At 67.1% G+C, this 13,769-nt stretch carries 11 protein-coding genes; 5 read left to right on the top strand and 6 right to left on the bottom strand.

Translation table 11 applies throughout. The annotated features are described in order from the left end of the window. The 3 genes from lpdA to Q0693_RS07135 form a co-directional block, all read right to left on the bottom strand. On the bottom strand, positions 1–1,310 hold a 1,310-nt coding region (gene lpdA, locus Q0693_RS07145), incomplete at its 3' end, for a dihydrolipoyl dehydrogenase (RefSeq protein WP_298630311.1). A 1-nt stretch (position 1,311) separates the two neighbouring features. After that, positions 1,312–2,514, bottom strand: coding sequence for a 2-oxoglutarate dehydrogenase complex dihydrolipoyllysine-residue succinyltransferase (gene odhB, locus Q0693_RS07140; RefSeq protein ID WP_298630309.1), 1,203 nt, complete (start codon positions 2,512–2,514; stop codon positions 1,312–1,314). 11 nt (positions 2,515–2,525) lie between these two features. After that, entirely contained in the window at positions 2,526–5,216 is a 2,691-nt protein-coding gene (locus Q0693_RS07135; protein WP_298630306.1) for a 2-oxoglutarate dehydrogenase E1 component, read from the bottom strand. 84 nt (positions 5,217–5,300) lie between these two features. Here Q0693_RS07135 and Q0693_RS07130 point away from each other — a divergent pair, with 84 nt between their 5' ends. Both Q0693_RS07130 and ruvA read left to right on the top strand, forming a co-directional pair. Then, a complete protein-coding gene (locus Q0693_RS07130) occupies positions 5,301–6,065 on the top strand; it encodes an enoyl-CoA hydratase (RefSeq protein WP_298630304.1) in 765 nt (254 codons plus the stop codon). Continuing rightward, positions 6,062–6,637, top strand: a complete 576-nt coding sequence (gene ruvA, locus Q0693_RS07125; RefSeq protein WP_298630302.1) for a Holliday junction branch migration protein RuvA — start codon at positions 6,062–6,064, stop codon at positions 6,635–6,637. The genes Q0693_RS07130 and ruvA overlap by 4 nt, the downstream gene beginning before the upstream one ends. Positions 6,638–6,639: 2 nt before the next feature. Here ruvA and Q0693_RS07120 read toward each other — a convergent pair whose 3' ends face one another. Beyond that, positions 6,640–7,131, bottom strand: a complete 492-nt coding sequence (locus tag Q0693_RS07120) for a chlorite dismutase family protein (RefSeq protein WP_298630301.1) — start codon at positions 7,129–7,131, stop codon at positions 6,640–6,642. Next, positions 7,131–7,883, bottom strand: coding sequence for a hydrogen peroxide-dependent heme synthase (gene hemQ, locus Q0693_RS07115; RefSeq protein ID WP_243031269.1), 753 nt, complete (start codon positions 7,881–7,883; stop codon positions 7,131–7,133). Before hemQ ends, Q0693_RS07120 begins: the two co-directional genes overlap by 1 nt. 33 nt (positions 7,884–7,916) lie before the next feature. Between hemQ and Q0693_RS07110 the strand changes: the two genes are divergently transcribed. Genes Q0693_RS07110 through Q0693_RS07100 form a run of 3 tightly spaced genes read left to right on the top strand, consistent with a single transcriptional unit; the run spans position 7,917 to position 13,485 of the window. Further along, positions 7,917–8,972, top strand: coding sequence for a mechanosensitive ion channel family protein (locus Q0693_RS07110; RefSeq protein WP_298630298.1), 1,056 nt, complete (start codon positions 7,917–7,919; stop codon positions 8,970–8,972). A gap of 2 nt (positions 8,973–8,974) precedes the next feature. Continuing rightward, positions 8,975–11,284, top strand: a complete 2,310-nt coding sequence (locus tag Q0693_RS07105; protein ID WP_298630296.1) for a hypothetical protein — start codon at positions 8,975–8,977, stop codon at positions 11,282–11,284. A 20-nt stretch (positions 11,285–11,304) separates the two neighbouring features. Further along, positions 11,305–13,485 carry a bifunctional (p)ppGpp synthetase/guanosine-3',5'-bis(diphosphate) 3'-pyrophosphohydrolase gene (locus Q0693_RS07100; protein WP_243031265.1) on the top strand — a complete coding sequence of 727 codons (2,181 nt, stop codon included), beginning with the start codon at positions 11,305–11,307 and terminating at the stop codon, positions 13,483–13,485. Here the strand turns inward: Q0693_RS07100 and Q0693_RS07095 are convergent. Then, on the bottom strand, positions 13,482–13,769 hold a 288-nt coding region (locus Q0693_RS07095), incomplete at its 5' end, for a secondary thiamine-phosphate synthase enzyme YjbQ (protein WP_298630294.1). The two genes, Q0693_RS07100 and Q0693_RS07095, sit on opposite strands and share 4 nt — an antisense overlap.

The following is a 13,769-nucleotide window of genomic DNA, read 5'->3' as shown; positions in this document are numbered from 1 at the left end:
GGGTGGGCGTGGGGAGCCCGGCCCAGGTCCTCGGCGCTGGCCTTGAAGAAGATGGCCAGGGCGGCCTCGGCCAAAACGTCCCCCACCCGGGCCCCGATCCCATGCACCCCCAGGATGCGGTCGGTCTTGGCGTGGGCCAGGACCTTGACCAACCCCTCCGTCTCCCCCATGGCCCGGGCCCGGCCCGAGGCGGAATAGGGGAAACGGCCCACCTTATAGGGGATCCCCTTGGCCTTGAGCTCCTCCTCCGTGTACCCCACCCCCGCCACCTCCGGGTGGGTGTAGACCACGCTGGGGATGGCCTGGTAGTCCAGGTGGGCAAAACCCTTCGCCATGTGCTCCACCGCGGCCATCCCCTCCTCGCTGGCCTTGTGGGCCAGCATGGGCCCCCGCACCACGTCCCCAACGGCGTAGATGTGGGGGACGGCGGTCCTCAGGTGCTGGTCCACGGGGATCCGGCCCTTCTCGTCGGTGGCGAGGCCTGCCCTTTCCAGGTCCAGGCCCTCGGTGTAGGGCCTGCGGCCCACGGCGAGGAGCACCCGGTCCGCCTCCAGGACCTCCCCCCCACTAAGCTCCACCCGGGCCCCCTTCCCCTCAGGGCGCACCGCCTCCACCTTCACCCCGGTGCGGATATCCAGCCCCTGCTTCCGGAAGATTCTCTCCGCCGCCCGGGAGACCTCGGCGTCCATGGTGGGGAGGATGCGGTCCAGGTACTCCAGGACCGTCACCTCGGCCCCCAGGCGGTGCCAGACCACCCCAAGCTCCAGGCCGATCACCCCACCCCCCACCACGATGAGGCGGCCCGGCACCTCGGGGAAGGCCAGGGCCTCGGTGGAGGTCACCACCCGCTCCCCATCCACCTCCGCCCAGGGGGGGATGAGGGGAGCGCTCCCCGTGGCGATGAGGAGGTAGCGGGCGGATAGCTCCTCCTTCGTTTCCTCCACCAGGACCTTGCGATCCGAAAGGAAGCGGGCCCTTCCCAGATGGCGGGCGATGCCGTTTTTCTTGAAGAGGAACGCAATCCCTTGGGTGTTGGCCTGCACCACCTGGTCCTTGTGGGCCAGAAGGGCTGGGAGGTCCACCTCGAGGCCCTGCACCCTGGCCCCGATGAGGCCCTTTTTCACCTCGTAGATGCGTTCCGTGGTCTCCAGGAGGGCCTTGGAAGGGATGCACCCCACCCTCAGGCAGGTGCCCCCCAGGGCCTTCTCCTTCTCCACCACCCCCACCCTCATCCCCAGCTGGGCGGCCCGGATGGCGGCCACATACCCCCCAGGCCCCGCCCCGATGACCAACAGGTCGTAGGCGCCCATGCTAGACCTCCAGAAGAAGGCGCACGGGGTTTTCCACCAGCTCCTTGACCCGCCTCAGGAAGGTGACCGCCTCCCGGCCGTCCACCAGGCGGTGGTCGTAGGAAAGGGCCAGGTACATCATGGGCCGGACCACCACCTGCCCCTCCCGGGCCACGGGCCTTTCCTGGATGGCGTGCATGCCCAGGATGCCCACCTGGGGCGGGTTGAGGAGGGGGGTGGAGTTGAGGGAGCCGTAGACCCCGCCGTTGGTGATGGTGAAGGTGCCCCCCATGAGCTCCTCGGGCTTCAGCTTCTTGGTGCGGGCCCTCTCGGCGAAGTCGGCGATCTGGCGCTCGATCTCCGCGAAGGAAAGCCGGTCGGCGTCCCGCAGAACCGGGACCACCAGCCCCTCCCCGCCCCCCACGGCCACGCCGATGTCGTAGTAGCGGTGGTAGAGGATGGCGTTATCCCGGATTTCCGCGTTGAGCTCGGGGATCTCCTTCAGGGCCTGGACCACCGCCTTCACGAAGAAGCTCATGAAACCCAGCTTCACCCCATGCTTTTTCTGGAAGGCCTCCCCCAGCTCCTTCCTTAAGGCGATGATGGCGGACATGTCCGCCTCGTTGAAGGTGGTGAGCATGGCGGTGGTCTGCCGCACCATGAGCAGCCTTTCCGCAATACGGCGGCGCAAGGGGCTCATGGGCACCGCCTCGCTCACCCGCCAGGGCCGATCGGCAGGAGGTTGGACGGGAGGGGGTGCGGGCTCAGGCCTCCGGGAGGGCACCTCCTGGGGTGGGGCTTGCCTGGCCCTCTCCTCCAGGTAGCGCTCCACGTCCTCCTTGAGGACGCGTCCGCCCAGGCCCGTGCCCACCACCTCCCCCGGGGATACCCCCGCTTCCCTTAGGACCCGCTCGGCCGCGGGCATGACCAGGGGTTCTTGGGGTTCTGGGGCGGTGGCAGGCCGAGGCTCCGGGGCCGCCGCCCCTGCCCCCAGGGCCTCGAGGAGGGCGATGGCCTCCCCCACCTTGGCGGTCTCCCCGGTACCCTTTAGGACCTTGACCAGGGTACCCGGGAACGGGGCGGGTAGCTCCAGGGTGGCCTTGTCGGTGATGAGCTCCACCAGGGGTTCGTCCTGGGCGAAGCTTTCCCCTTCCTTCTTCAGCCAAGCGCCGATCTCCACTTCCACAATGGACTCGCCCACGGAGGGCACGTTCAGTTCCTGCACCGTCCACCTCCTCACTGGAAGGCTTCCTCAAGAAGCGCTTCCTGCTCCTGCTTGTGCACCTTGGAGGAACCCACCGCGGGGCTTGGGGACTCGGGCCGGGCCACCACGCTGAAGGGATGGCCGTAGATCTCCCCGCAAAAACGGGCGGAGAGGTACCACCAGGCCCCCTGGTTCACGGGTTCCTCCTGGACATAGACTACCGGGGTTTTCCCTGGGTAAAAGCCCAGGGCCTCCTTGAGCTCGGCCTCGGGGAAGGGGTAGAGGAGCTCCAACCGGATGAGGGCCACGTCCTCCGCCCCCACCTCCCTGCGCTTCTGCACCAGGTCGTAGTAGACCTTTCCCGAGGTGAGAAGGACCTTCCTCGCCCCCTTGACCCTTTCCGGGATCACCTTCTGGAAACGCCCCTGGGCAAGCTCCTCCAGGCTGGAGACCACCTCGGGGTGGCGGAGGAGGCTTTTGGGGGTGAGGACGATAAGGGGCTTGCGGATGGGGCGCTTCACCTGGCGGCGGAGGAGGTGGAAGAACTGGGCCGGGGTGGTGGGGTAGGCCACCTGGAGGTTGTCCTTGGCCCCCAGCTGCAAGAAGCGCTCCAGCCGCGCGGAGGAATGCTCGGGGCCTTGGCCCTCGAGGCCATGGGGCAGGAGGAGGACCAGGCCGGAAAGCCGGTTCCACTTGGCCTCGGCGCTGGCCAGGAACTGGTCAATATAGACCTGGGCCACGTTGACGAAGTCCCCAAACTGGGCCTCCCATAGGACCAAGGCCTCGGGGTAGTCCAGGCTGTACCCGTACTCAAAGCCCAAGACCCCGGCCTCGGAGAGGGGGGAGTTGTGGATCTCCACCTCCGCCTGGCCCTCGGCCAGGTGCTGCAGGGGAATGTAGGGGCTGCCGGTGGCGTAGTCGTAAAGGGCGGCGTGGCGCTGGGTAAAGGTGCCCCTCAGGGCATCCTGGCCCGTAAGGCGCACCCTATGCCCCTCCACGGCCACGGAGGCCAAGGCCAAGGCCTCGGCCGCCGCCCAGTCCAGGGGACGTTTCTCCTCGGCCATTTCCCTCCTGGCCTCCAGGAAGCGCTTCAGCTTGGGATGCACCTGGAAGCCCTCGGGCACGGCGCTTAGGCGAAGGAGAAGCTCTTTTAGCGCCTCCTTGGACACCCCGGTTTCCACCTCGGGCACCGCGGAATCGGGCCCCCCCAGGTACCCCTGCCAGATCCCGGAAAGCCCGTGGGGCACCACGGGGCCTGGCTCCGCCTTGACCCGGGCGAACTCGCCCTCCAGCCTGGCCAGATAGGCCTCTTCCCAGGCCTTAAGCTCCCCTTCCCCCACCACCCCTTCGGCGAGAAGCCTTTCCCCATAGACCTTCCAGGGCTCGGGCTTCTTGCTGATGAGGGTGTACATGGGGGCTTGGGTAAAGGTGGGCTCGTCGGTTTCGTTGTGCCCCCGGCGGCGGTAGCCCACCAGGTCCAGGACCACGTCCTTGGCGTAGCGCTGGCGGTACTCCAAGGCCAGGCCCAGGACGAACCAGAGCTCGTCCAGGGCCTCGGCGTTCACGTGGAAGACGGGGACCCCCAGCATCTTGGCGATGTCCGTGGGGTAGCGGCAGGAGGTGTACTCCTCGGGCAGGGTGGTGAAGCCCAGCTGGTTGTTGGCCACGATGTGGAGGGTTCCCCCCACCCGGTAGCCGGGAAGCCGGGAGAGGTTAAGGGTTTCCTGGACGATGCCCTCCCCGATGAAGGCCGAGTCCCCGTGGACCAGGATGGCCAGGCCCCTTTTCCGCTCCCGGTCCCCGAAGCGGTCCTGCTTGGCCCGAAGCCTTCCCAGGGTCACGGGGTTCACGAACTCCAGGTGGCTGGGGTTGAAGTTGAGGGAGACGTGCACCTTGCCGTGGGGGGTGGTGAGGTCGTTGGAGAAGCCCAGGTGGTACTTCACATCCCCCGAGTAGCCTTCGGGGAAGATCTCCTCAAACTCGCGGAAGATGCGCTCAAGGGGTTTGCCCACCACGTGGGCCAGGACGTTGAGCCGCCCCCGGTGGGCCATGCCCAGGACCACCTCCCTAACCCCGTGGCGGGCGGATTCCTCCACCGCCTCCAGGAGAAGGGGGACCAGGCTCTCCAGGCCCTCGAGGCTAAAGGTTTTGGCCCCCAGGTACTTGCGTTGCAGGAAGGCCTCAAAGAGGCTGGCCTGCATCAGGCGCTCCAGGATGCGCCGGCGCACCTCTTTGGGGGGGGTGGGCCAAGGGTTCTCAATCCGGGAAAGAAGCCAGGCACGCTCCTCGGGTTCCACGTGGGCAAGCTCAAAGCCCACCGGGCCCAGGTAGATGGCCTCCAGCCTCTCCCAGAGGCTTCCCAGGGTGGCCGCCCCGAACCCTGGGGGAAGGGGCCTGGGAAGGTCCGAAGGGGAAAGGCCATGGGCCTCGAGGGTGAGTTCCTTGGGCCTTGGCCGCTCCCTTCCCAAGGGGTCTATGCGGGCCGCCAGGTGGCCCAGCTCCCGATAGGCCTGGACCAGGCGCTCCACCCGGAGGAGGAAGGCCGGGTCCACCTCTAAAGGAGGCGTGGCTCGTCGGCCATCCTCCAGGGTCTCCCTTCGGGCCTCCTCCAGGGTGAGGGCGGAGAAGTAGCGCCGCCACTCCTCCGGCAGGGAAAGGGGGTCCTCCAGATAGGCCCGGTAGAGGGCCTCCAGGTAGCCTTGGCTTTCCAGCGTGAGCTCCATCCTACCTCCTAAAAGGGGCTTACGCCCCTCTCTACGCTACACCAAAAGCCGGTGTAGGCGTCCCGGGACCGCTACAATGGGGCCATGGTCCTGAAGGAAAAACGGGAGAACGTCCTCCTCCTCACCCTGAACCGGCCGGAAAAGCTGAACGCCCTCACCGGTGCCCTGCTGGACGAACTCCACCAGGCCCTAAAGGAGGCCCAGGAGGACCCCGGAATCCGGGCCCTCCTCCTCACCGGCGCGGGGCGGGCCTTCTCCGCCGGGCAGGACCTGGGGGAGTTTGGGGAAGGCAAGCCCGACTACGAGGCCCACCTCCGCCGCTACAACCGGGTGGTGGAGGCCATGGCCGGCCTGGAAAAACCCCTGGTGGTGGCGGTGAACGGGCCGGCCGCGGGGGCGGGCCTGAGCCTGGCCCTCTGGGGGGACCTGCGCCTGGCTTCCCAGGAGGCCACCTTCACCACCGCCTTCGTGCGCATCGGCCTGGTGCCGGACTCGGGGATGAGCTTCCTCCTCCCCCGGCTGGTGGGGCTCGCCAAGGCCCAGGAACTCCTCCTGCTCTCTCCCAGGCTTTCCGCCCAGGAGGCCATGGCCCTGGGCCTGGTGCACCGGGTGGTGCCGGGGGAAAGGCTGATGGAGGAAGCCCTGGCCCTGGCCCAGGAGCTTTCCCAAGGGCCCACCCGGGCCTACGCCCTCACCAAGAAGCTCCTTCTGGAAACCTATCGGCTTTCCCTCACGGAGGCCTTGGCCCTCGAGGCCATCCTCCAAGGGGAAGCGGGCCGCACCCAGGACCACGAGGAAGGGGTAAGGGCCTTCCGGGAAAAGCGAACGCCTAGGTTTTCCGGCCGATGATCCGCTACCTGAAGGGCACGGTCGTGCAAAAGGGGGAGGGGGGCTTCCTCCTCCTGGTGGGGGGGGTGGGGTTTTGGGTGCAGGCCCCCGAAACCTTCCTCCACACCCTAAAGGAAGGCCAGGAGGTGGCGGTCCACACCCACCTGCAAACCCGGGAGGAGGGCCTTTTCCTCTATGGCTTCCCCGATGAGGAAAGCCTCCTCCTCTTTGAGCTTCTCCTTTCCGTGAGCGGGGTGGGGCCCAAGGTGGCCCTCTCCCTCCTCTCCGCCCTCACCCCCAGGCTTTTGGCCCAGGCCCTGGCCCAGGGGGACCTGCGCCTCCTCACCGCGGCCAGCGGGGTGGGTAAGCGGCTTGCCGAGCGCATCGCCCTAGAACTTAAGGGTAAGGTGCCGCCCCAGCTCCAGACCGGGGAGAAGGTGGAAAGCCAAAGGGCGGAGGAGGCCATCCTGGCCCTCACCGCCTTGGGGTTCAAGGAGGGCCAGGCCCGGAGCGTGGTCCTGGACCTCCTGGCGCAAAGGCCCCAGGCCCAGGCCCAGGAGCTCATCAAGGAGGCCCTGAAGCGGCTCCGTTAGCCCTAAAGCTCATCCAAGGCTTCCCTGGGGGTGCGGCGGGCGGCCAGGTAACCGCCCTCCCGCAGGACCCGGGGGAAAAGGGCCTCAAAGGACCCCTCCAGGGCCAGGAGGTTTTCCCCCTGGAAGACCTTCACCCCTGCGGGCGGGGTTCCCTCCAGGCCAAAGGGGAAAAGGGCCAAAAAGCCGTCCCCTGGCTCCCCTTCGCCTCGGTCCAGGTAAAGGGCCACGGGCTCTACAAACCCCATGAGCCGGGTGCGGTTTAGCTCCCGCCTTAAGGCCTGGAGGGCCTTGGGATGGGAGGCCCCTTGCCAAAGGAGGAAATCGGCCTCGGCGGAAAGGCCCACCAGGCTGTAGACGGCCAGGAACCCTTCCCGTTCTTGCCAGCGGAGCAAAAGCTCCGCGAACTCCTCCTTCAGGTGCTCCTGCACCTCGGCCTCCAGGCGGCGAAACTCCGGCAACACCCGGAAAAGCCCCATGGACCAGAGGACCGGCATCACTCCACCCCTAAAAACCGGGCCAGGGCCTCCGGGGAAAGGTACTGGCCCACGTAGAAGGGCCCAAACTCCCCAAAGCGGGCGGAAACCTCATCAAAGCGCATCTCGTACACGATCTTCTTGAACTGGATGGGGTCTTGGCTGAAGAGGTCCACCCCCCATTCCCAGTCGTCCAGGCCCTGGCTGCCGCTGATCACCTGCAGGACCTTCCCCTGGTACTTGCGCCCCGTTTCCCCGTGGGCCTTCATGAGCTCGGCCCGCTCCTTGGCGGGGAGCAGGTACCAGTTGTCCTGCCCCTCTCGCCTTTTGTTCATGGGGTAAAAGCAGACATACCCCTCCTTGGGCACCCTGGGGGTGAGCCGGGGTTTGACGTAAGGGGCCTCGGGGTCCAGGGGGCCGGTTTGGCTTCCCAGCTCCACCACCGAGTAAAACCCGTAGGCGGGGCTTAGGTAATGGGCGAAAAGGCTCCGGTTGAGCCTGGCCTCCACCTGCAAAAGGGCCTCCAAATCCTCCCTGAGGTTCAGGAAGAGGAGGTCGGCCTTGTGGGTAACCACCTGGTACACGCCAAAGGACCCCTTCCCTTCCGCCTCCACCGCCTCCCACTCCTTCAGGATCCCTAAAAGCTCCGCCCAGGCGGTCCGCCTCTCCTCCTCTGAGGCGGAGAACCAGGCGGGGTAGTCCAGGTGGCGGAAGTCGTGGAGGATATGCCAGCCCTCGAGGGTAAAGGTGGGCTCCGGTACGTGTCCTCCCATGCCCCCAATATACCCTTGGGATATACTCCCCACATGGTGGCCCTACACCTAGCCCTGGCCCTCCTCCTGGCCTGGCTTTTGGGCCGCTATGGGGCCAAGCTCTTGAACGCCTTAGGGCGCCTAACCCCCACGGGGCGGGATGACCGCTTCTTCCAGGCCCTGGGTTTCCTTTGGTGGGGGGTGGTGGTCCTGCTGGCCCTAAGCTACCTGGCCCATACCCTTTCCTGGCCCTTAGAGCCCTTGGCCTCCTGGGGGAAGGCCCTGGTGGGGTGGCTGGGAAGCCGGGGCTTGGCCATTTTGGCGGTGGCGGGCCTCACCTTTGCCGCCTACCGGCTCATCCCCCTCCTTCTGGCCCAGCTTCCTGAGGCCGAAGGGGAGCTGACCCGGGAAACGGTGCGGCGCAAAACCCTGAGGGTGGTGGCGGAGTCGGTGCTTAGGATCACCGTCCTGGTCCTGGGGGGGCTCTTCCTGCTTTCCAACCTGGGCTTCAACGTCACCGCCCTCCTGGCGGGGGCCGGGGTGGTGGGCCTAGCGGTGAGCTTCGCCGCCCAGAACCTGGTCCGGGACTTTATTAACGGGTTTTTCATCCTCTTGGAGGATCAGTATGGGGTGGGGGACATCGTCCAGATCGGCGGGCTAGGAGGACGGGTGGAGCGCTTTAACCTGCGGATCACCGTGCTCCGCGACCTGGAGGGCCGGGTCCACTTCATCCCCAACTCCGAGGTGCGCCAGGTGACGGTCCTCACCCAGGAGTGGAGCCGGGCGGTGGTGGACGTGGGCGTGGCCTACAAAGAGGATCTGGACCGGGTTCTGGAGGTCTTCCGGGACGAGGTGGTCCGCTTCCACCAAGACCCAGAGTGGCAGGACCGCTTCACCGAGCCCCCTGAGGTCCTGGGGGTGCAGAACCTGGACCAAAGCGCCGTGGTCATCCGGGTCCTCTTCAGCACCAAGCCCGCGGAGCAGTGGGCCGTGGCCCGGGAGTTCCGCCGCCGCATCAAAAACCGCCTGGACCGGGAGGGCATAGAGATCCCCTACCCCCACCAGAAGCTCTACTTCGGCGAACCCCTTAGGCTGGAGAAGGGAGCGTAAGGATGCCGGACGTGTACGGAACCCTCCTAAAGGCCATCCATCCCCACCTGGGCGCCCGGGCCGAGACAGTGTTGGCGGAGGGGCTAAAGCGCCTGGGCAAACGGCCTTCCGAGCTCACCCCGGCGGATGGGGCCCACCTCTTGAAGGGCTTGGTGTACCGCGAGCTCCAGGCCCGTATGCGCCCGGAGGAGGCCAGGCGGTTGGTGGAGGGGGTGCTGGCCCAGATAGAAGGCCAAGGGACTAGGCTGGCCAAACTGGAACAGGGCTTGAAGCGCTTTGGGCTTTACGTGGACTGGCCGGAGGTGGCCCGGCTACGGGCCTTGGTCAACCGCCTGCGCCAGGCCCCGGACCCCGGGCTTTTGGCGGAGGGGGAGGAGCTCTTAGAGGCCCTGGAGGAGAAGTGGGAGGAGGCCCTCCTGCGCCAGGCCCAGGACCTGGCCCACCTGGAGGAAGCCCTGGAAAGGGTGCGCCATCTGGGAGGGCCCAAGGTGCGGCGGCTGGAGAGCCTGGTGGAAACCATTCGCCAGGCCCAGGGGGAGGGGATCCTGGCCCAGGCGGAGGTGGAGCGGGCCCGGAGCCTGGCCCTGGAGCTGCGGAAGTTCCTGGAGTCCAGCGCCGTCAAGGCCCCCACCCTGCCGGAGATCGTCTTTGAAACCCAGGAGACCCCCCCGGAAACCCCTTCCTCCCACCCCACCGACGTCTTCCTCACCGTGGAGGAAGCCTCCCAGCTGGAAGGGGAGCTCATTGTGGACCTCGAGGCCCTATCCCAGGAGGCCAGCCAGCGGATCCTGGCCCTGGAGGTGGAGGAGGAGAAGCGCAGGCTGGAGGAACTCCTGAGCCGTTATGCGCCCCTGGTGGAAAGGGCCACGGTAAGCCCCCTTCTCGCCGAGGTCCAGGCCCTATTGGATGCGGGCACCCCCGTGGGGGAGAAGCTAAAGGCCCTGGAGGAAGCCTTCCAGGAGGCCGAGAGAAACCTGCGGGCGGAAAAGCGGGCCCGGCTGATCCAGCTGGAGGAGGCCCTGCGCCTCCTTTCCCTTCCCGAGGAGGCCAAGCTCCCCCTGCAACGGGCCCTGCAGCTGGCGGAGGAAACCCTGGAGGAGGGCGGCTACCCCGACCTCCTGCCCCTGGAGGGGGAGCTTAGGCGCCTGGAGGCGGAGGCCCGGCGCAAGGCGGAGGAGGAGAAGCGCCTCCTCCAGGAGAAAGAGGCCCTGGTGGAGGAGCTAAAGGAGAAGGGTGAGGCCTTCCGCCCGCTTCTGGAAGAACTGCAGGCGCTCCCCCCGGAGGCCCTTCCTCAAAGGCTTTCCGAGGTGCGGGCCCGGTACGCCGAGCTCCTCAAGGCCCAAGGGGAGGAGGCCGCCCTAAGGGCTAAGCTAGAGGAGGCACAAAAGGCCCTGGAGGCCCTCAAATCCGAGGCCCTGGCCCTGGGCCTGAAGGAGAAGGTGGCAGAGGCAGAAACCCTCCTGGCCCAGGGAGGCCTTCCCGATCTGGGAGCCCTGCAAAAGAGCCTGGAGGAAGCCAAGGCCCAGGCCCGGCAGGAGGCCCTTTTGGAACTGGGCCGCCTCCAGGCCCTGGCGGAACGCTTCCGCGGCTTCGGAGGAGAGGGGGTCTTGCGGGCCATCGCCGAGGAAAAGGGCAAGCCCCTCCCCGACCCCACCCCCATCGCCCGGGCCCTGGAGGCCTTAAAGCGGCGGATGGAGGCCAAGCGGGAGGAGCTCACCACCCGCCTCACCGCCTTCTTCCAAAGCTACGCCCGCGTGGAGGGCTTCCGAAGCGAGACCAGCCGCCGCCTGAAGGCTCTTCTTCCGGTGCTGAAAAGCGCCCAGGAAAAGCTTCCCCGCCTAGGACCCCAAGGCCTCCTCCAGGTGGAGAAGACCCTGGGCCAGGCGGAGGCCCTTCTCCGGGAGCTGGAAAAGGAGCGGGAAGCCGCCAAGGCCGTGCTCCAGGAGATTAAGGGCGAGGACCTGGAGGCCCTCCTGGGGGTCTTTGACCAAGGCCGGGCCCCCACCCAGGCAAGCGCCCTAAGGAAGGAGGCATCCCCAGCCGAAGGCCAGGATGACCTCTCCCCCTTGCGCCTTCCCGGGGTGGAGGTGCTGGGCTACCTGGGGGAGGCCTTGCCCTTGCCCAGGGAACCCCTGGAGGCCTTAGTCCGGGCCCTGGACCAGCTGGATAAAAGCCTGGGCCAGACCCGGGGGCCTGCGGCCATCCTCCTGGGGGAGAAGGCCCTGGTCCTGGCCCCGCGCAAAAGCCGCACCCTGGTGGCCTTGCTGGAAAGGTCCAGCCTTTCCGCCTTCCTCCTGGAGCTCGCCTCCTGAGGGTGCTACACTGAAGAATAGTGGTAACCGCTTCGGCCCTTTGGGAAAGACTTGAACCCCTTCTAGACTACCTCCCAGCGGGGGAACGGGAAAAGGTGCGGGAGGCCTACCTCTTCGCCGAGGAGGCCCACCGGGGCCAGCTGCGAAAGAGCGGGGAGCCCTACATCACCCACCCGGTGGCGGTGGCGGAGATCCTGGCCTCCTTGCGCATGGATGCGGACACCGTGGCCGCAGGCCTCCTCCACGACACCCTGGAGGACTGCGGGGTGGCCCCCGAGGAGCTGGAAAGGCGCTTTGGCCCCGGGGTGCGCAAGCTGGTGGAGGGGGAGACCAAGGTCAGCAAGCTCTACAAGCTGGCCAACCTCGAGGGGGAGGAGAAACGGGCCGAGGACCTCCGCCAGATGTTCATCGCCATGGCGGAGGACGTGCGCATCATCATCGTGAAGCTGGCGGACCGCCTCCACAACCTACGCACCCTGGAGCACATGCCCCCCGAGAAGCAAAGGCGCATCGCCCAGGAAACCTTGGAGATCTACGCCCCCCTGGCCCACCGCCTGGGGATGGGGCAGCTGAAATGGGAGCTGGAGGACCTCTCCTTCCGCTACCTCCACCCCGAGGCCTACCACGCCCTTCTCTCCCGCATCCAGGAAACCCAGGAGGCCCGGGAGCGCATCGTCCAGAAGGCCATGGCCGCCCTGGAGGAAACCTTGCGCAAGGACGAGCTCCTCCAGGCCCAGCTGCAAGGCTTTGAGGTCACGGGCCGGCCCAAGCACCTCTACTCCATCTGGAAGAAGATGGAGCGGGAGGGGAAGGCCCTGGAGCAGATCTACGACCTCCTGGCGGTGCGGGTGATCCTGGACCCCAAGCCCGCCCCCACGGAGGAGGGTAGGGCCTTAAGGGAAAAGCAGGTTTGCTACCACGTCCTGGGCCTGGTCCACGCCCTTTGGCAACCCATCCCGGGACGGGTTAAGGACTACATCGCCGTGCCCAAGCCCAACGGCTACCAGTCCCTCCACACCACGGTCATCGCCCTGGAGGGGCTCCCCTTGGAGGTGCAGATCCGCACCCAAAAGATGCACCGCGTGGCCGAGTACGGGATCGCCGCCCACTGGCTCTACAAGGAAGGCCTCACCGATCCCGAGGAGCTGAAGAGGCGGGTTTCCTGGCTGAAAAGCATCCAGGAGTGGCAGCAGGAGTTCAGCAGCTCCCGGGAGTTCGTGGAGGCGGTAACCCGGGACCTCCTGGGGGGCAGGGTCTTCGTCTTCACCCCCAAGGGGCGGATCATCAACCTGCCCAAGGGGGCCACCCCTGTGGACTTCGCCTACCACATCCACACCGAGGTGGGCCACCACATGGTGGGGGCCAAGGTGAACGGGCGGATCGTTCCCCTCTCCTACGAGCTACAAAACGGGGAAATCGTGGAGATCCTCACCAGCAAAAGCGCCCACCCCTCCAAGGACTGGCTGGAGTTCGCCAAGACCCGTAGCGCCAAGAGCAAGATCCGCCAGTACTTCCGCACCCAGGAGCGCCAGGAAACCTTGGAGCGGGGACAGAACCTCTTGGAGCGCTACCTGAAGCGCCGCGGCCTCCCCAAGCCCAGCGACAGCCAGCTGGAGGAGGCCGCCAAAAAGCTGGGCATCGCCCCCTCCCCCGAGGAGCTTTACCTGGCCTTGGCCCTGAACCGCATCACCCCCAAACAGGTGGCGGAGAAGCTTTACCCCAAGGCCCTCCTGAAACCGGAAAAACCCAAGGCCATCCCCAAGAACGAATGGGGGATCCGCCTGGAGCAGGACCTCCAGGCCCCCATCCGCCTGGCCTCCTGCTGCGAGCCCATGAAGGGGGACGCCATCCTGGGCTTCGTCACCCGGGGCCGGGGGGTCACCGTCCACCGGGCGGACTGCCCCAACCTGCGCCGCATCCTCCAGGGACCGGAGGCCGACCGGGTCCTCGGGGCCTACTGGGAGGGGGTGGGGGGCAAGGTGGCCACCCTCGAGGTCCTGGCCCAGGACCGCACCGGCCTCCTGAGGGACGTGATGCAGGTGGTGGCCGAAGCCGGCAAAAGCGCCCTAGGCTCGGAGACGCGGATTCTCGGCCCCATGGCCCGCATCCGCCTCCGCCTCATCGTGCAGGATGGGGAACGGGAAGCCCTGGCCCAGGCCCTAAGGGGCGTGAGAAGCGTGCAGGAGGTGCGCTGGGTCTAGAGGAGCCGCACCCAAACCTCCCGCATCCTGGGCCCGTCAAACTCCGCCAGGAACACCTGTTGCCAGCGGCCAAGCCTAAGCCTCCCCCCTTCCGCGGGAAGGAGGAGGTGGACCCCGGTGAGGAGGCTTTTCAGGTGGGCGTGGGAGTTCCCCTCCCCATGCCGGTCCTTGGGGTGGACCCTGGGGGCAAGCTCCTCGAGGCGGGCCAAGAGGTCGTGGGCCACATCGGGGTCCGCTCCCTCCTGCACGGTAAGGGCGCAGGTGGTGTGGGGAACGAAGAGGTA

It is taken from the genome of uncultured Thermus sp. (genome assembly GCF_938010445.1).
Taxonomy (GTDB): domain Bacteria; phylum Deinococcota; class Deinococci; order Deinococcales; family Thermaceae; genus Thermus; species Thermus altitudinis.
Note: the sequence above shows the minus strand (reverse complement) of the source record. Positions and strands in the feature narration are given on the sequence as shown.